The organism is Sporosarcina koreensis (assembly GCF_000826145.2).
Lineage (GTDB): Bacteria > Bacillota > Bacilli > Bacillales_A > Planococcaceae > Sporosarcina > Sporosarcina trichiuri.
In genome coordinates this window covers 311,804-329,515 of the sequence record NZ_LN651336.1, presented here as the reverse complement: position 1 = coordinate 329,515, position 17,712 = coordinate 311,804, and the positions used below count along the sequence as shown (strand labels likewise).

The 17,712-nt window shown below is 52.9% G+C and carries 16 protein-coding genes; 7 read left to right on the top strand and 9 right to left on the bottom strand.

Annotation, left to right across the window (positions count from 1 at the left end; genetic code table 11):
• Positions 1-13: 13 nt before the first annotated feature.
• A complete protein-coding gene (locus BN1190_RS05415) occupies positions 14-217 on the top strand; it encodes a hypothetical protein (protein ID WP_040285951.1) in 204 nt (67 codons plus the stop codon).
• Between the two features lie 978 nt (positions 218-1,195).
• Here BN1190_RS05415 and BN1190_RS05410 read toward each other — a convergent pair.
• The 3 genes from BN1190_RS05410 to BN1190_RS05400 are packed head-to-tail and all read right to left on the bottom strand — an operon-like array spanning position 1,196 to position 4,173.
• Positions 1,196-2,116, bottom strand: coding sequence for a F510_1955 family glycosylhydrolase (locus BN1190_RS05410; RefSeq protein ID WP_144036073.1), 921 nt, complete (start codon positions 2,114-2,116; stop codon positions 1,196-1,198).
• An 8-nt stretch (positions 2,117-2,124) separates the two neighbouring features.
• Positions 2,125-2,799 (bottom strand): response regulator transcription factor, encoded by a 675-nt coding sequence (locus BN1190_RS05405; RefSeq protein ID WP_040285950.1) that lies wholly within the window; start codon positions 2,797-2,799, stop codon positions 2,125-2,127.
• Positions 2,800-2,814: 15 nt separating this feature from the next.
• Positions 2,815-4,173, bottom strand: a complete 1,359-nt coding sequence (locus tag BN1190_RS05400; RefSeq protein WP_040285949.1) for a sensor histidine kinase — start codon at positions 4,171-4,173, stop codon at positions 2,815-2,817.
• A gap of 189 nt (positions 4,174-4,362) precedes the next feature.
• On the opposite strand from BN1190_RS05400, the gene BN1190_RS05395 reads away from it, so the two are divergent.
• Positions 4,363-4,980 carry a YdhK family protein gene (locus BN1190_RS05395; RefSeq protein WP_040285948.1) on the top strand — a complete coding sequence of 206 codons (618 nt, stop codon included), beginning with the start codon at positions 4,363-4,365 and terminating at the stop codon, positions 4,978-4,980.
• A gap of 92 nt (positions 4,981-5,072) precedes the next feature.
• Positions 5,073-5,729, top strand: a complete 657-nt coding sequence (locus BN1190_RS05390; protein WP_040285947.1) for a DUF4396 domain-containing protein — start codon at positions 5,073-5,075, stop codon at positions 5,727-5,729.
• Positions 5,730-5,864: 135 nt separating this feature from the next.
• Here the strand turns inward: BN1190_RS05390 and BN1190_RS05385 are convergent, their stop codons facing one another.
• From BN1190_RS05385 to BN1190_RS05360, 6 genes are all read right to left on the bottom strand, one after another.
• Complete coding sequence (locus BN1190_RS05385) at positions 5,865-7,481, bottom strand: thiamine pyrophosphate-binding protein (protein WP_098060116.1); 1,617 nt, start codon at positions 7,479-7,481, stop codon at positions 5,865-5,867.
• A 139-nt stretch (positions 7,482-7,620) separates the two neighbouring features.
• Positions 7,621-8,526 (bottom strand): D-alanyl-D-alanine carboxypeptidase family protein, encoded by a 906-nt coding sequence (locus BN1190_RS05380; protein ID WP_040285946.1) that lies wholly within the window; start codon positions 8,524-8,526, stop codon positions 7,621-7,623.
• Positions 8,527-8,724: 198 nt separating this feature from the next.
• Entirely contained in the window at positions 8,725-9,711 is a 987-nt protein-coding gene (locus BN1190_RS05375; protein ID WP_040285945.1) for a bile acid:sodium symporter family protein, read from the bottom strand.
• A 220-nt stretch (positions 9,712-9,931) separates the two neighbouring features.
• Entirely contained in the window at positions 9,932-10,465 is a 534-nt protein-coding gene (locus BN1190_RS05370) for a hypothetical protein (RefSeq protein ID WP_040285944.1), read from the bottom strand.
• Between the two features lie 69 nt (positions 10,466-10,534).
• On the bottom strand, positions 10,535-12,982 hold the full coding sequence (locus tag BN1190_RS05365) for a DEAD/DEAH box helicase family protein (protein ID WP_052461708.1): 2,448 nt from the start codon (positions 12,980-12,982) through the stop codon (positions 10,535-10,537).
• On the bottom strand, positions 12,975-13,301 hold the full coding sequence (locus BN1190_RS05360; protein WP_040285943.1) for a nucleoside triphosphate pyrophosphohydrolase: 327 nt from the start codon (positions 13,299-13,301) through the stop codon (positions 12,975-12,977). The genes BN1190_RS05365 and BN1190_RS05360 overlap by 8 nt, the downstream gene beginning before the upstream one ends.
• 84 nt (positions 13,302-13,385) lie before the next feature.
• Here BN1190_RS05360 and BN1190_RS05355 point away from each other — a divergent pair, with 84 nt between their 5' ends.
• From BN1190_RS05355 to BN1190_RS05340, 4 genes are all read left to right on the top strand, one after another.
• Entirely contained in the window at positions 13,386-13,607 is a 222-nt protein-coding gene (locus tag BN1190_RS05355; RefSeq protein ID WP_052461707.1) for a hypothetical protein, read from the top strand.
• Positions 13,608-13,656: 49 nt separating this feature from the next.
• On the top strand, positions 13,657-14,073 hold the full coding sequence (locus tag BN1190_RS05350; RefSeq protein ID WP_040285942.1) for a (deoxy)nucleoside triphosphate pyrophosphohydrolase: 417 nt from the start codon (positions 13,657-13,659) through the stop codon (positions 14,071-14,073).
• On the top strand, positions 14,046-17,183 hold the full coding sequence (locus BN1190_RS05345; RefSeq protein WP_040285941.1) for a DUF3427 domain-containing protein: 3,138 nt from the start codon (positions 14,046-14,048) through the stop codon (positions 17,181-17,183). The genes BN1190_RS05350 and BN1190_RS05345 overlap by 28 nt, the downstream gene beginning before the upstream one ends.
• A gap of 205 nt (positions 17,184-17,388) precedes the next feature.
• Entirely contained in the window at positions 17,389-17,658 is a 270-nt protein-coding gene (locus BN1190_RS05340; RefSeq protein WP_040285940.1) for a hypothetical protein, read from the top strand.
• The last annotated feature ends 54 nt before the right edge of the window (positions 17,659-17,712 follow it).

Sequence of the window (17,712 nt, the reverse complement as noted above, 5' to 3'; positions counted from 1 at the left end):
AGGAGGTCGACCAATGGACACCGCCCACACACCCGACCAATGCCCGAAATGCGGCAGCCGTGAACTCGGCCGCGGCAAACAGAACGGCTACGCCGTCATGACACCCGTCAGCAAAATCCGGTTCGGCTCGGCCGTCGAGTTCCTGCTCTGCACCGACTGCGGCTTTATCCTCGAATCCTACGTCAGCAACCCAGAGAAATTCAAAGGCACCTTATAAGAAAGACACAAAACAGCATCCTGCGCGATCGGGATGCTGTTTCTGAATGGGCGAATGTCGTGATGCGGAAAGGGATCTGGGTTTCGTGCTGATGAAACAGTCTTAACTGCATCTCGGGCGGGGAACCGGGGGGGCCTTCGTGCAAATAGAGCCGGTCTTATTGCATCTCGGGCGGTGAACCGGGGGGCTTCGTGCAAATAGAGCCGGTCTTATTGCATCTCGGGCGGTGAACCGGGGGGCTTCGTGCAAATAGAGCCGGTCTTATTGCATCTCGGGCGGTGAACCGGGGGGCTTCGTGCAAATAGAGCCGGTCTTATTGCATCTCGGGCGGTGAACCGGGGGGCTTCGTGCAAATAGAGCCGGTCTTATTGCATCTCGGGCGGTGAACCGGGGGGCTTCGTGCAAATAGAGCCGGTCTTATTGCATCTCGGGCGGTGAACCGGGGGGCTTCGTGCAAATAGAGCCGGTCTTATTGCATCTCGGGCGGTGAACCGGGGGGCTTCGTGCAAATAGAGCCGGTCTTATTGCATCTCGGGCGGTGAACCGGGGGGCTTCGTGCAAATAGAGCCGGTCTTATTGCATCTCGGGCGGTGAACCGGGGGGCTTCGTGCAAATAGAGCCGGTCTTATTGCATCTCGGGCGGTGAACCGGGGGGCTTCGTGCAAATAGAGCCGGTCTTATTGCATCTCGGGCGGTGAACCGGGGGGCTTCGTGCAAATAGAGCCGGTCTTATTGCATCTCGGGCGGTGAACCGGGGGGCTTCGTGCAAATAGAGCCGGTCTTATTGCATCTGGGACGGTGAACCGGGGGCCTTCGTGCAAATAGAGCCGTCCTAACTGCACGAAGCGAGAAGAAAACAAGGTCTTCGTGCAAATAAACGCGTTCCAACTGCGACTCACGCGCCAAACCTGCCCCGAGTCGCAATAAAAAAGTCCCGGCGCACAACAGAGCGCCGGGATTTCATTATTTAAATTCACGTCAGCTTTCCAGCAGGGTCCCGTCTTCGGCGATCGGTTCCCACGCCGCACCCTTCAACCGGTAAATTGAATTGTCGAACGTCGCGACGTCAAGCGTTTCCGTGCTTTCCGGAGAAACGGCGATGAATTGGATCGGCGTCCGGATTTCCGGACCCAGCGGCACTCCGGTGACAGTCCCGCCTCCGTTCTCAAATTTCCAGAGGGACGGCCGCTCGTCGCTGTCCATCGCAGCGAAGAAGCCGCCGTCTTCCGTCAGCACGACATACGTTACGCCGTCCATGTCGCCGAGCCGTGTGAAGGTATCACCGGCATCTTCCGAGATAAAGAGACCTTCCTGGCTGCCGAGTGCGACTGTTTCCGGCCGTGTCGGATGCACCGCCACATTTGACAGGGTCGATGCCTCGAATCCTTCCATGGCAGCCGCGGACCACGTTTCGCCTTCATCCAGCGTGTAATTCAGACCGCCGGGGAGACCGGGGACCGGTGTTTCATTGTACACATACACCGCATTCGAACCGTAGCCGGCGCCGAGATAATGAAAGTCAATCTCGCCGTAGAAGGCGAGCTGATCGAATGTCGCCCCTTTGTCCGTGCTCTTCATGAGACCGAACGGATTCTTCATGTCGGAATTGACTGCAGGGTGTCCGCTTGCGAAAAAGCCGTCGTCCACCGCCTGGAAGCCCATGTAGTCGTTCTTCATCTGGTTGGTTTCGGTCCAGCCGTCCGCACCGTAGGCATACAGGCCGGCGTGCGAGGCGATGACCAGATCGTCGTCGCCGTTGATGTACCCCATGCCATGGATATGGCTGACTTCGGTGTTTTTCACAGGCTCATATGCGAACGAAGCCTCATCTTTTCCAGAGCAGGCGCCGAGCAGCAGCACCGTGCTGACCGCCGCCCCTGCTATCCACGAGTTTCTCACAATATCCCTCATTTCCACCTGTACCCGATGCCCCACACCGTCTGCAAAATCGACTCCACCGGGAAATCCGCCCGCCGCAGTTTGTCCCGCAAGTTGCGGATGTGGGAATCGACGGTCCGGCCTTCCGTGTAGGTATCGTGCTCCCACGCCACCTGCAGCAGGTCCTCCCGCGTGAACGTCCGGTTCGGCCGGCGCATCATCGCTTCCACAATTAAAAATTCCTTCATTGTCAGCTGCACAACAAATTCCCGGAATCGCAGGGAATAGGACTCCAAATCCAACACGACTTCCCCGGCACGGAGCACCTCTGTCTCCGATCCGACCGGCACCCGCCGCAGCGCCGCCCGGACCCGTGCCAAAAGTTCCCGCTCATCGAACGGCTTCGTCATGTAATCGTCCGCGCCTTCGTCAAGCCCTTTCACGACATCGGGCATGCTGTCGCGCGCCGTCAGCATGATGACGGGCACGGCGGACTGCTGCCGGATGCGCCGGCATACCTCCCAGCCGTCCATCCCGGGCATCATGACGTCGAGCAGGACGAGATCGACCGTCTCCGCCGCCAACAGCCGGAGTGCGTCGTCCCCATTGTCCGCCTTGAGGCACCGGTAGCCCGCCGGCAGCAAAAACAGCTCCAGCAGGTCAAGCATCCGCTGTTCGTCATCCACCAGTAAAATTGTCTGCATCGCCAAACTCCTTCCTCATAAGCGGATCGTGAAGATGCTGCCGCGCCCGGGTTCGCTATCCAGCCGGATCGTCCCGCCGTGCGCCTCCGTCAGCTCTTTCACGATGGCGAGACCGAGCCCCGCACCGCCGAACGCTCGGGACCGTGATTTTTCCACCCGGTACAATTTGTCGAACACATACGGCTGTTCGTCCACCGGGATGCCGCGTCCTTCGTCCTCGATCTGCAGGACGGTCTGCTTCTGCTCCCGGGCCATCCGCACCGTCACCGCTGTGCCGCTTTCCGAATAATGAAGGGCGTTGTCCAGCAGATTGAGCACGATCTGCTCCAGCCGCATCCGGTCCGCTTGCACCGTGAAATCTCCGGACAGGATAAGGTGCAGCGCAATGCCTTTCGCATCATACGCCGGCTTCACCAGCTGCAGCACGGTGTGGATAAATTCCTCCGCCTCAAAGTCCGTTTTCTCAACACTGAACGTCATTTCATCCATCCGCGCAAGTGCCATCAGATCCTTGACGAGCGACTCGAGCCGGGCCGCCTCTTCTTCGATGATGGATAAATACCGGGTCCGCTCGTCCTCCGGAAGATCCGGCCGCTGCGCGACGCGGGTATATCCTTTCAAATAGGTGAGCGGCGTCCCCATTTCGTGGGACACGGAGGCGAGGAATTCGTTCCGCTCCCGCTTGACCCGCCGGAGATCGCCGGACAGCTTCCGGATGGCGGCAGCGAGTTCGCCGAGTTCGTCCTCCTGCATCACCGGCAGATCGACGTCATACGACCCGTCGCTCATCTGCTCCGCCGCTTCCTTCATGCGGATGAGCGGGCGCGTCAGCCACTTCGACAGCAGCCAATAGACGAACACGAGGATCACGAGACTGCCGCCGCCCGCCAGCAGGAAATGCACATTCAGCTGGCTGACGAGCTGGCGGATCGGCGCCGTACTCTGCAGCATGACAAGCGTGCCGCTGTCCGCCCCGGCGCGGAACGGATGGACGCCGACGAGATACGGCGAGGACTTCCAGTCACGGGACAGGATCCTGTCATCGGCCCCGGCCATATCGCGGACGTCCGGAAGATACGGCGAAAACCGCTCTTCGCTTCCGGATGAAAACCCGATCGGCCGGCCGTCACTGTCCAGGACGGCGACGCTGCGTCTGTCCCCGCGCTCCATGAGGAAGATGTGTGCGAGCGTCCGGTCGCTGAAGTTGTCTTCCAGTACATCCCGGTGATTGCCGCCGGCCTCGAGCAGCCGATCGAGCTCTTCCTCGACCCGGGCATCCGTGATCATATGGTGCAAATACAGCATCAGCGCCGTGTCCATGACCAGAAAGGAGACGATGAATGCGGCTGCCAGCTTCGTCGATATCTTGTTCACAATGTGTGCCCCTTTTCATTCGTGTCCACAGTATACCGCTAACGTATCGAAAATTTGTGCAGAACGCACGGGAAACATCATCAAATCGAACGCAAATAAGGAGTTTGTAAGGACTTCGCGAAAATCGGTTATCCCGTGAAGTCTCCGGGGAAGACAGACAGCGACATCGGAAAAAGGAGTGGAATTTTCATGAAAAAATATTTACTGACAGCAAGCGCAGCGCTCGCCCTCGTCCTCGCGGGATGCGCTTCCGAAGGGGAAGAGCAGGAGAAAAACGGCGTCGAGGAAACCCGAGGCGCGGATCAGAATACAGCTGCTGATGAAAATCAGGACGCCGGGGAGCAGGAGGAGTCCGGGCACGAAGGAATGGAGCACTCTTCCGACGGCTCGATCCCGGACGGGCTGCAGGAAGCGGCCGATCCAAAGTATCCGGTCGGATCGGAAGCGATCATCGAGACCGACCATATGCCCGGCATGAAAGGCGCGACGGCGACCATCGTCGGTGCGTATGGTACGACGGCGTATGTCATCACCTACGAGCCGACGGACGGCGGAGCGAAAGTGGAGAATCATAAGTGGGTCATTCAGGAAGAACTCGAGGATGCTCCGGAAGCGCCCGTGGAAGACGGCACCGAAGTGACCGTGCTCGCCGATCATATGAAAGGCATGAAAGGAGCGGAAGCCGTCATCGAAACGTCCAAAGAGACGACCGTCTATATGATCGACTACATGCCGACCGACGGCGGAGACGAAGTGAAGAATCATAAATGGGTGACGGAAGACGAACTATCAGCGAAAGAAGACTGATCAGCCGCGCAGCACCGCATCCCATACTGGGAAAGCGGTGCTGCTGTTTTCATTTACGGCTTGAAGGTTATAGACGGAAGAGAGGTGAGAATATGCTTGTCGTCATTTCCTGGATTGCTATTGGCATCGGCCTGCTCAGCAGTGCCGTCATCATCATCGACGTCCTCCGCCATCCGCAGAAGATGGCGATCATGAATGTCGTCTGGCCGCTGAACGGCTGGTTCTTCGGCCCGATCGCCCTCGTGTCCTACTTCAAATGGGGGCGCATCCAGGCGAAGGATCTCAACTTGGACGACAGCCGCGGCCGGAGCGCCAAAACCTTTGTGTCCACATCGCACTGTGCATCCGGCTGTTCGTTCGGCGATGCGCTTGGCGTGCCGATCGTCGTCCTGACCAGCTTCAGAATCGCCGGATCCGTCTTGTTCGCCCACTACGCCGTCCAATTCGTGCTCGCTTACATCTTCGGCATCCTGTTCCAGTTCGCCTCCATCTATCCGATGAACAAAGAGCAGGGGAAGTGGCACGCCCTCATCGGCGCCGCCAAAGCCGACACCATCTCGCTGATCGCTTTCGAGGTCGGCATGTTCGGCTGGATGGCGCTCGTCCACTACGTGCTGTTCCAGACACCCCCCGAACCGACAAGCCCCGTCTACTGGTTCATGATGCAGATCGCGATGATTTTAGGGTTTGCCACCAGCTACCCCGCCAATGCATGGCTCATCAAAAGGGGCATCAAGGAAGCGATGTGACTGGGAAGGGAAGAGTCCCTGGATGAATTCCAGACCTTCACAGCAAGCATTCGTGATCAGCTGGAAATACCGAATAGCAGCTGTGCCAACAAAAAACAGCGGTGATCGAATGTGCGATCACCGCTGTTTGCTTGCTTATTCCGTCTCCGGGAAGAACGCCTGCGCCGTCCGGACATCGACGAGCGCCGGGCCGTCCGTGCGGAGTGCCTCTTCCAGCACCGACTCAAGAGCCTGATCGGAATCCGGCCGGAACCCTGTCCAGCCGCATGCTTCCGCGACGCCGACAAAATCGGGGTTCGTCAGCTCGGTACCGATCCCTTTTGCATCGAGCACTTTCAGCTTATCAACTTCCATCTGCAGCGAGCCGTTATTCAGGACGACGACCGTAATATTGAGATGGTACCGGGCTGCCGTCAGCAGATCCGCGAGCACCATCTCGAGACCGCCGTCCCCGACGATCGCCACGACCTGTTTCTCCGGCTGCGCGAGTTTCGCGGCCATCGCGGCAGGCAGGCCGAAGCCCATCGTCCGCCAGTAGCCGGATACGAGAATCGTCTGGTCCGTCTGCCGGAAGTTTCGGTTCATCCACACGGTGTTATCACCCGTATCGAGTGCCAGGATGGCGTCGGACGAAACCGTGCGGTCGAGCGCGCGTATGAGCCGCGACGGATGGACCGGGAAGCCTTCCGTATTGCCTTCCTCTTCGTTCTGGCGGTCCCATTTCTCTTTCACATCCGCACAGCGCACCAGCCAGTCATCGGAACGGGAGAACCCTTCCAGACTGTCCGCCAGCAGCGGCAGCACGTCATCCGTCTTGCCCGTGATACCGAGGTCGACGGGGATCGTCTTTTCAAGTTTATCGAAGTGGCGGTCGATCTGGATCACCTGCGCATCGGACGGCACATGCCCCTCCGGCCACCACGTCGTACCAGCCAGCAGGACAACATCCGCATCCTTCATCAGCGGTGTCGCATGCGGATTGCCGCCTTCACCGATCCCCTGCAGCATGTTGGGGAAGGACGCTTCCACGAGCCCTTTCCCGCCGAGGCTCGCAAGGATACCGGCGCCCCAGCTGTCCGACAGCCGCTTCAGGTCCTCGACAGCTTCCGCGGCTCCCGATCCCGCGAGGATCATCGGCCGCTTGGCGGACTTCATGATGGATACCGCTTTCTCCAGACTTTCCTGCGTGAAGACGGCGGCCCCTTCAATGACATCCGCAAGCGGGCGGGGGGTATCCGTCGACTGCGCCATGAACAGATCCTTCGGCACGGACAAATGCGTGACGCCCCGCTGACGGAGCGACGTCCCAGCGGCCCGTTCCAGCAGGTCGAGTGCGGCATCCGGACTCGCGAGGTTCGCCGAATACAGCGCAAACGGCTTGACCAGATCCTGCAGGTTGATGAACTGCGGAAACTCCGTGCCGATCTTGTCACTCGGCGCCTGTCCGGTCAGCGCAAGCACCGGCGCATGATCCGCATAGGCATCCCCGAGACCGTTCAGCAAGTTCGTCGCTCCCGGACCCATCGTTGCCGTGCAGACACCGAGCCGGCCGGTCAATTTCGCTTCCGCCGACGCCATGAAGGCCGCCACCGACTCATGCTTGCAGGCGATGAATTCAATCTCATCCTGCTTCGCAAGCGCATCGATCAGTCCGAAACTCGCATCGCCGACCACTCCGTAAATCCGTTCCACCCCATACATCGACAGCTGCTCAAGCATCACCTGTGCCACTGTTTTCACTGTGTTTGCCACACGATCACTCTCCTCATCGCTGTTGTGTCTGCAGTCATTCCGATCATTCTCAGTCTTCCCTGGATGAATCCGCAACAAACGCTGGAGGTGATTCTGCGAAAACCGGTACTTCAGTGAGTCGGCCGAGAGGTATGAGAAATTACTTCAGCCACCCCGCAGCTGCCTCGTGCAACAGCGCCAGCGTATCCTGCCGCTGGGCAAAATCCGGATGGCTGATATCGCCGAGCGGTGCGCCCATCACGACTGTGATATATTCAGCGTCTCCGATTGCCGCCAAGGTCGCCCAGCACTGGCCGGCTTCGTAGGTAGTGCCCGATTTCCCGCCGAGAATCTCGAACCCTGGCTGTTCCGCGCCAGCGAGCGAGGACAGCACCGTCGATCGGAGCAGAAGGCCGCCCGGATGATCGGCGGTCGCCGTCGTCTGGAACTGATCCCGCGTGAAGATTGCGCGGAAGTCCCGGTTGTCCAGCGCATGATCCAGCAGCTTCGCCATATCGGCCGCCGTTGTATACTGCTGCGGATCATGCAGCCCTTCCGGATTCACGAAATGCGTCCCGGTCATCCCGGTCGCTTTCGCTTTTTCATTCATCAGGACGGCGAACTTGTCCGGACTGTCCGCGATATTGACAGCGAGCGAATTCGCTGCCTCACCACCTGACGGCAGCATCGTCCCGTACAGCAGATCCCGGTATGTGACCCGTTCACGGCCGTAGAACCCGGCCATCGATGCGTTCACCGCCACCATCCGCTGGTAGGTCTCGACATCGACAGGCGCGGCAGCCGATAAATCATCGATGTGCTCCAGAGCGACGAGCACTGTCATCACTTTCGTCAGCGATGCCGGAAAAGCTTTTGCCTCCGCTTCTTTCGCATAGGCAATCTTCCCGCTGCCGCGTTCCGTCATATAGATATGAGGGCTCGCATACCCGTCCGCTGGAGCGCCGCCCAACATTCCAGGCAGGCCGATATGGACGCGGCCGGCGACTTGGGAGCCAATAAAGAAAAGCAATGCAATTACGAGTATCAAACGGAATAATTTCCACATCAGTATCAGCCTTTCTGATCAAACCTCAGCCTCAAGCATACGACGAAATAATGAAGCGCAGGGCAGCATATCTATGAAGATTCTCTTAACAGCCTTCTCTGAGAATCAATTAGGGATGCAGCACGGTCTGAAGACACACCAAAAAACCGGGCATCCGCCTCAGGATACCCGGTACACTCCGTATGTCCATAAATCAATTCAAAGCGTCTCCGCCCGCTGCACAGACGGTTCGACCGGCTCCGCCTCAGGCGCAAGTTCCGCGGCCGGCTTCTTCGACCAGATCGTCGCTAAGATCGGCCCCGAAATGTTATGCCAGATCGCACCCCACACACTCGGCAGCGCCGCAAGCGGTCCGAAGTGCGCCGTCGCGAGCGCGACACCAAGCCCCGAATTCTGCATGCCGACCTCGATCGAAATCGCGCGGCGGTCCGTCTCGTTCAGCCGCAGCATGAGCGCCGTCATATAGCCGAGCAGCAGGCCGAACCCGTTATGCAGGAACACCGCCGCAAAGACGACGAACCCGGATGAGATGACATTGCCCGCATTCGCGGACGTCACCGCCGCCACGATGATCAGGATGGCAAGCACCGAAATGAGCGGCACGACCGACACGCTCTTCTCAACCGCCGCCGGGAAGAACCGGCGGATCAGCAGGCCGAGCACGATCGGCACGATGATCACCTGCACGATCGACTTGAACATCGACAGCGGATCGACCGGCAGCCATTGGCCCGCAAGCCACAACAACAGTACCGGCGTTACAATGGGTGCGAGCAGCGTCGACAGCGACGTCATCGCCACCGACAGCGCCAAGTTCCCCTTCGCCAAATACACCATCACATTCGACGCCGTCCCGCCCGGCACACAGCCGAGCAGCACAAGCCCCGCCGCCAACTCAGACGGCAGCTGGAACAGATACGCCAAGCCGAACGCCACGAGCGGCATGATCACGAACTGCGCCGCCACCCCGACAAGGACCGGCAGCGGATTTGTCGCAATGATCTTGAAATCCACCGCCTTCAGTGTCAGTCCCATGCCGAACATCACCACGCCCAGCAAAATCGAAATATACGCCCCGAGTCCAAGAAACGGCGTCGGAAACAGAAACGCCAAAGCCGCAGCCAAAATCACCCACACCGCAAAATACTTCCCGGCAAACGAACTCACCGATTCCAGCACTTTCATGCAAAAACCCCCGATTTCTCATAACTGAGTAATAAAAGAACCAACTCTGTCGGCTCTAAGAATGAAACCTATTATACTCAATTATCAGAATGTTGCAAGATATATTTCATATTGCACTTAAATTAATTGAAAGTGAGCAAGGAGGCAATAGAATAAAAGGGTTGCGAATGAATGAATAAAGACAGGCACTTTAGTAGCTGCCTGTCTTTGAACAATATAATTATAGCTCCACTTTCACAGGGAAGTTTTCTTCATACTCCATGTCATCCCAACTAAATACATGAAGTTCCATTTCTAAGTCAGAATTTAATTCGGGGAATTTATATCCCTCGTAATCTTCAATACTCAAGGTTGCTTTAGCAGACTTACCAGCCGCTACTTCTTGACTCATGCTTAGTAATGTCTCATCGACCATTCTTCCATCCGCAGAGACACTTCGTGCTTGTACTTCGATTTTATCTTGACGTTTATTTTCCACATCGAAAATCACTTCTATCGAGTTTCCCCAAGTACTGTGAGTTTTCTTTACAATCTTGACTAGAGTTGCCTTCAAGTTTTCGTTGTCAGCAATTACTTCATTAATTTCATTGTCTTCTCCCTCGACGTTTTGTTCGGTATCTTCAGCGGGTTCTGTGGCTTCCGGACCTGAATCATCAGAGTTCACTGTACCTCCAACATTTTCCTCACTAGTTTCTCCACAGGCAGCCAATCCTAATACAGATGCAACAAGCAAAAGCAGTAAGTTCTTCTTCATAGAAATGACCTCCATTCTGCTGGTTAATCTACTTGTAAATATAACCTTCATTAGGAGGTAGTGAACATATCAGGGCGTGTAAGTCGATTGGTAAATAGAGAAGTCTTCATTTGATCGTCGTTCAAAATACATATGCAAGGCCCCGTTACAAATCTGCTGTGTCCAGTCGAACAAAATGGCCAAATGTTCAGCGGGCGGATTGATCTGTATGGAAAATAATCCGTCCTCAAACAACACAATCCCATTAGCAGACCCGCTCCATTTGTTCATCGGCATATCGGCAATCAGTTTCGCTACAGTGGTTTCATCATAGGTCAACAGTGCTTTGCCTTTCTTGGAAGACCAGTCTTTTTGCCGGTAAGGTGCTGCCGTCAAATACCGATGAAATTCGGCTGCCGCTTCCTTTGGCGAGATCGGTTTATACCAATCTTGTTCACCCCGTGCAAGCATGACATGTAACAATACCATCTTGTAACTCTTGGTCATGCTGGTCGTTGACACATTGACAAACCATTCGCGATACGATGTTAAAACCTCTTCTTCCAGTTCACTGAGTGTATCGGCTTTCTGGAGAAACAGAGGATAGGATTTAAATAATTGTTTGATATCCCGTGCATTAGCGTCCGCCTTCAAGTGATACTCCAAATAAGTCGGTCGCCGTCCGAGTGTTCGTTTCAAATCCTGAAAAGCCGCGACCAATTCTGCCTTCCGATTCATTTTAGGCTTCAGGGCTTCCAGCAAGTCGATGACGGCTGTTTCAAAGTTGAACTCCCATTGGCCAGGCAGGGAGAGCGTCTCACTAGTGATTGTCGCAGTCCCACTCAAATCCTGATCCGTAAAGACAGTAAACTTACTGCGAGCTGTCCGATAATTGCCGATCAGGTCGATAATAACACATTGAGATTTGCCGTTCGCAAGCCTCAGCCCGCGGCCGATTTGCTGCGTAAAGACAGCCGTCGATTCAGTTGGTCGTACAAACAGCAGTGTGTCAGTACGGGGGATATCAACCCCTTCGTTGAATAGATCGACAGTAAAAATAATATCGAGTTGTCCAGTCTCCAGCCGCTCTCGTGCAGTAGTTCTCACAGTTCGTTCACTACTGCCGTGCAATGCAACAGAACGAACTCCTTTCTGCGCAAAATAGCTGCTTAAAAACTGTACCTGCCGTACGGAAGAACAGAACGCGAGTGTGCGTGTTTGTTTATGCTTGCACCAGGCAGCACATACGGCTGCCGCATAATCTGTTTGGATCTGCAGCTGTAGCAATTCTTCCTCATCGTAGCGATTATTACGAAACGACAGGCCGCTGTAATCGGTCTCGTCAAATACGCCGTAGTACACAAAGGGGGACAGCCAGCCGTTTCGAATGGCTTCAAAGAAATTCACGGAAAGCGCTACATTTCCATCACACAAACTGTAGACGTCTTTATTGTCCAGACGTTCAGGCGTCGCTGTTAGTCCCAGCAGGAACCTTGGTGTGAAATGAGCCAACACCCGCTCATATGAAGCAGCCATCACATGGTGACACTCATCGACAATCACCAAGTCGAACGTATCGCTGTCAAATTGTCGCAGATGACGATCCATGCTGAGTGTTTGAATGGAGGCAAATACAATGTCAGCGGTAGTTTCTTTCGTAAATCCGTTGACAATTCCGCAAGATCGTTTAGGGTGTACTCGCTCAAATGATGCCTTTGCCTGTAACAGCAGTTCCTCCCGATGGGCAATGAACAATATGCGGCCAAACGACTTAGCAAAAAATGCAGCTAAATATGTCTTGCCGAGCCCGGTCGCAAGCACGGCAAGCGCAGAAGTGCGACCTTCAGCGAGAGAGTCATTCAGCGCCTGCAAGGCAAGTGCCTGCGCAGGGCGAGGTTCCAATATAACAGGCCCGTAGTCGTCAGCTCGTTCGAACACGACATCCGGTTTCTCCGCCGCACCCAGTGTTAGTGCTAGTTCCTCAGCCTCCTCCCACTCCCGGCTGAAGGGCAGGCGGGCATTCATCCGATCATACTGTTCGCGATAGTGAGCGATCTGCTCCAGATTCACAACATGAGCGAGTGGTGATAAAAACAGCTCCATAAACTTCGCAGCCGCCGATTCGAACAGTAGGGGAGAGGCTGACGAGGGAGCGTGAAGGTTCCACTCAATCCCAGTCGTCAGTGCTGATTTCGACACATTTGACGAGCCAACGATCACAGAATCACCAGCAGACGACCCAAATAGATAGGCTTTCGGATGAAACGAAACACCGCCGCTTTCGATCATCCGGATCTCAGCTTCAGGCAGTGATTCAAAAAGCAGCGTAAGAGCATCCGGCTGGGTAATTGCTAAATAGTCGCCCGTGACGATCTTCATATCGGCACCCCGCACGATCGCCCGCTGTAGCATTGGCAGCAATTCACGAACCCCCGAACGCATCAAAAAGGCGGTCACGATATAAATCGTATCCGCCGTCTCGCCAAGCCGCTGCAATTCGCTCAGCAAATTGCGCGTCAGCAGCCGGACATCAGTCATCCTGCACCTCGACTAAATAGAGCCTCTCATCAAACGATCCGCGTAACGCGCGTTTCTCTTCACGGATTACCTGCAATGCATCCTCATCCGCTCCTTCCAAGCTAGCAGCTGCATAGACCAACTCCAACAGATCCGCCAGCTCCTCCAGCCGCTCACGAGAGGTTGCTGCTTCTTCATACTCTGACAATTCCTCCGCGAGTTTACGCTTCACTTCCTCTGCAAATTCAGCACCAGATAAAACCCGAGTCACAGGAGTTTTGCCGTCATTTTCGATGATTTGTGGAATTAGGTCTCTTACTAGTTTGTTGTAGGTTGGCATATAGATCCCTCTTTCCTGGATTTTACTTTTAGTATATCATAAAGGATAACATAGACTTTTCAAAACTATTAGGAGCTGATATGGATGGCGTTAGTGAATCAAATTAAGAAAAAAGTAAGAAATGCTAAACTCCACAGTTCAGTTGAAGCGACATATAATGTTTTTAAGAGTGGTGGAAGGAAATACATCCAGATAAATACATATGGTTCAAATGATCGTAAAGTACAAGGGTCAGTTAGTCAAACTATCCAAATGAGTGAAGAAGTGATTAAACAATTAAAAGAAATACTAGACAATCAATATTGAATTACTTTTAAAGTCATTGGAATATCACGTTTAAAAGGAATTGATAAAAATGCTCACACCCATCCACGTAGTCGCAGCCATCATCCAAAATGCCCAACGTGAAATTCTCTGCGCTCGTCGATCTTTTCAAATGACGTTACCTGGCTTTTGGGAATTTCCTGGCGGGAAAGTGGAGAGTGAAGAGACTGCTGAAGTAGCATTAGCAAGAGAGATACAAGAGGAGCTGGGTTGCCAAATTGCTGTTGGCGCTTTTGTTGAAAACACGACCCATACATATGGATTCATTACCATTCGATTAGAGACATACATGGCCACACTGGTAGAGGGCCTGCCAGTCGCAACGGAGCACAGTGAACTACGCTGGGTCCCTTGGCAAGAGTTACATGCACTTGAGTGGGCGCCGGCAGATATCCCGGCTGTAGAAAGGGTGATTGCGTTATGCAAGAAGGATTGTATGAGCAGCTGATCAATGAACGAGTCAAGCAGGAGTTGGCTTCTTTATCCTCCGATGCGTTTGCAATTGAGAAGGAATCGCTAGAGGAAGCGGAGGCTCGTGTCGTGTTGGCGAGCTATGTGTCGGCTGTGACGAAAATCGCACTGTCGCATATACGCGAAGGTGGCGATCGTAACGAAGCGCTATTACGCCAGATCCAAACGTGTAACGAAGTAATCGATGTTTTGCAGCGGCAACTGGATGACACAGAGTTTGCCGATTTGAAGATTGATGAACAAGCTGAAGTCCTGACCGCTGTCTATTCGACGTTGAACAACGCCCGTTCATTTGGTGCGCAAAACGTACAGCGTCCGCTGACCCCTTTGTCGCAAAGCTCTTTGTTTACGGGCTCACATGCAGAACCGAATATGGTCGAAGAGCTCAAGAAAGAAATCGAGTCGTCTGACGAGATTGAATGGCTCGTGTCTTTTATGAAATGGTCGGGCTTGCGAATCATTATGGAAGAGTTACGTCGATTCACAGAACGAGGTGGACGTCTTCATGTCATTACGACCTCTTATATGGAGGCGACCGACGTCAAAGCGCTCCAAGAGCTGCGTCAATTGCCAAATACGGAAGTGCGCGTATCGCTCGACAAAGAACGGACTCGTTTGCATGCCAAGGCTTATTTGTTTAAACGAAAGACTGGATTCAGTACGGCGTATATTGGCTCGTCGAATTTGTCGAATCCGGCCCTTACGTCTGGCTTGGAGTGGAATCTGAAAGTAACCGAGCAAGATTCGTTTGATATCATTCGCAAATTTGAAGCGACCTTTGAGAGTTATTGGAATGACGAGGAATTTAAGAGCTTGGCGATGGAGCATGAAGATAATTGGGCTCTTGTGCAAACGTCATTGCGTAAGAACGTGCTTTACGATCCGGCGGAACAGTACTTTCTAGATATACGGCCCTATCATTACCAGCAAGAAATATTGGACGAATTGGAAGCAGAGCGTACGATTTACGGACATAGACGGAACTTGATAGTTGCGGCAACGGGTGTTGGGAAGACTGTGATTTCCGCTTTTGACTTCAAACGTTTTTATGCGAACAATCGACAGGCGAAACTTTTATTTATTGCGCATCGTGAAGAGATCTTAAAGCAAAGCTTACATACGTTCCGGGCTATTCTAAAGGACGCTAACTTCGGTGAATTGTTTGTAGGACGCCATGAGCCGACTAGTTTGAATCATGTGTTCATGAGTATACAAAGTTGGAACAGCTGCAAGATGATCGAGAAAACGTCTGCTGATTTCTATGACTTCATTGTCGTGGATGAATTCCATCACGCGATCGCACCAAGTTATCGGGCTTTGCTCGGTCATTATACGCCTACAATTTTGTTAGGGTTAACTGCAACTCCTGAACGAATGGATAACGAAAATGTTTTGGAGTATTTTGATGATCGGATTGCTTCGGAAATGCGACTGACAGAAGCGATTGATCGGAAGTTGTTGAGCCCATTTCATTATTTTTGTGTAACGGATACAGTAGATCTTTCTGCAATCAAATGGACACGAAAAGGCTATGACGTGCAAGAGCTGTCCAATTTGTATACGGCGAATGACCGGCGGAGTGACCTGGTCATCCAGAGCGTTCGGAAATACGTCACAGGTCTTGATGAAGTGAAAGCGATTGGTTTTTGCGTCTCTGTTGACCATGCCCTCTATATGGCCCGTTACTTTAACGCGAAGGGATTGTCCTCAATTGCGCTGCACGGGCAATCATCGGATGACGAGAGATCCTCAGCAAAACGAAAGCTTGAAGCTGGAGACGTTCAGTTTATCTTCGTTGTCGATTTATATAACGAAGGCGTCGATATTCCAACTGTGAATACCATTCTCTTTTTGCGTCCGACGGAAAGTCTAACGGTGTTCTTGCAACAGCTCGGAAGGGGATTACGATTAGCCGATAATAAAGAGTGCTTAACTGTATTAGACTTTGTCGGGCAAGCGCACGCCGACTATCCATTCGAATCAAAATTTAGAGCGCTCATTGGAAAAACAAAGCATTCCATTCGTCACTACGTAGAAAACGGGTTTTCTCAAATGCCGAAAGGATCGGCCATTGTCATGGAGCGCCAGGCGAAGGACTATATTCTACGAAATGTCCAAGAGTCACGGACATCGAAAGCGAATTTGATTCGTAAAATGCGTTATTTTAAAGCGGATACAGGGGAAGAAATGACGCTGGCGAATTTCCTTCGCTACTATGATTTGTCGTTTGCTGATTTTTATGGGAAGGGTCGCAATCGGACATTTGCTCGCTTGCGAGTGGAAGCTGGGGTCAAAGAAGAATTCACAAGTGCCTATGAGGAGATCGTCTGTAAACGAATTCATTCTCTTTTCCATTTAGACTCCGTTGATCTCATTCGGTTCTATTTAGCATACTTGTCGACAGGGCGAGTAGACACGGAAGAACAGCACCTGATGATTGGAATGCTCTACTACTCTTTCTTTGCCAACCCGCCGGAGAAACAGGGATTTTCAAGCATGGACGATGGGCTGCAGCGATTACTAATGAGCAAGGAATTGAAAGAGGAAGTAACAGAGGTTTTGACAATATGCCTGAATCGGATTAGAACCGTTGAGAAACCATCGCCGTTTTCGTATGTCTCTCCGTTACGCGTGCATGCACAGTATACGTCCGACCAAGTATTAGCGGCATTTGGCTATTTCAATGAATCGGCAAAACCTGCATTTCGAGAAGGGGTCAAGTACTTAGAGGACAAGCAGACGGATATTTTCTTCATCACATTAAATAAAACGGAAAAGGATTTTTCTCCTTCCACGCAATATGAAGACTATGCGATCAATGACCACTTGTTCCACTGGCAATCCCAGAATCGAACATCGGTCACGAGTCCGACGGGGCAGCGCTACATTCATCAACGGGATACCGGTAACACGATTGCGTTATTTGTGCGCGAGTATCGGCAACAAGACGGCTTTACGTCACCGTTTACGTTCTTTGGCACAGCGGAGTATGTAAGCCACGAAGGCAATCAGCCGATCAGTTTTGTCTGGCGCTTGCACGAAGCGATGCCGGCAGGGATGAGTGGTAGGAGTTTGCGGGTGATTTAGTGAATTATGAAGAGTGCATCTGTGCAGCAAACAACCGTTACTGTTCATTCAAACAATCACGTTTGTTTCATGCATAGGTGCCCTATTATAAGTTGAATATAGTGCGATGTAAAAAATTAGCGAGATTAAAATATAAATGTAACTTATTGGTGTCTTGTGGAATTCTACTCGTATATGAATGAAATAGCGAGAATGAAGGAGACAGATGAATAACTTATTTTTTCTTTTGTTTTTATTATCTTTCTTAGCCTTAATTGTTGGCTTGATTCGCCCAGTTCTTTTGTTGCGGTGGATGCCGATGGATAAGAGATCTAGAAAATCAGCCGCACTATACTTCGGGCTAGCTGTCATTGCATTCTTTATTCTCTTTGGTGTTACCTTGCCCCCTGAGAACGACGTTGCAGAGGTAAGTGAACAAAGTGCAATAGAAAAAAGTGCTCAGCAAGATGACGACGAAAAAATGCTGCTAAGTTAGAAGAGGAAGCGAAACAAGAAGAAGAGGCCGCTAGGAAAGAACAAGAGGCCGAAG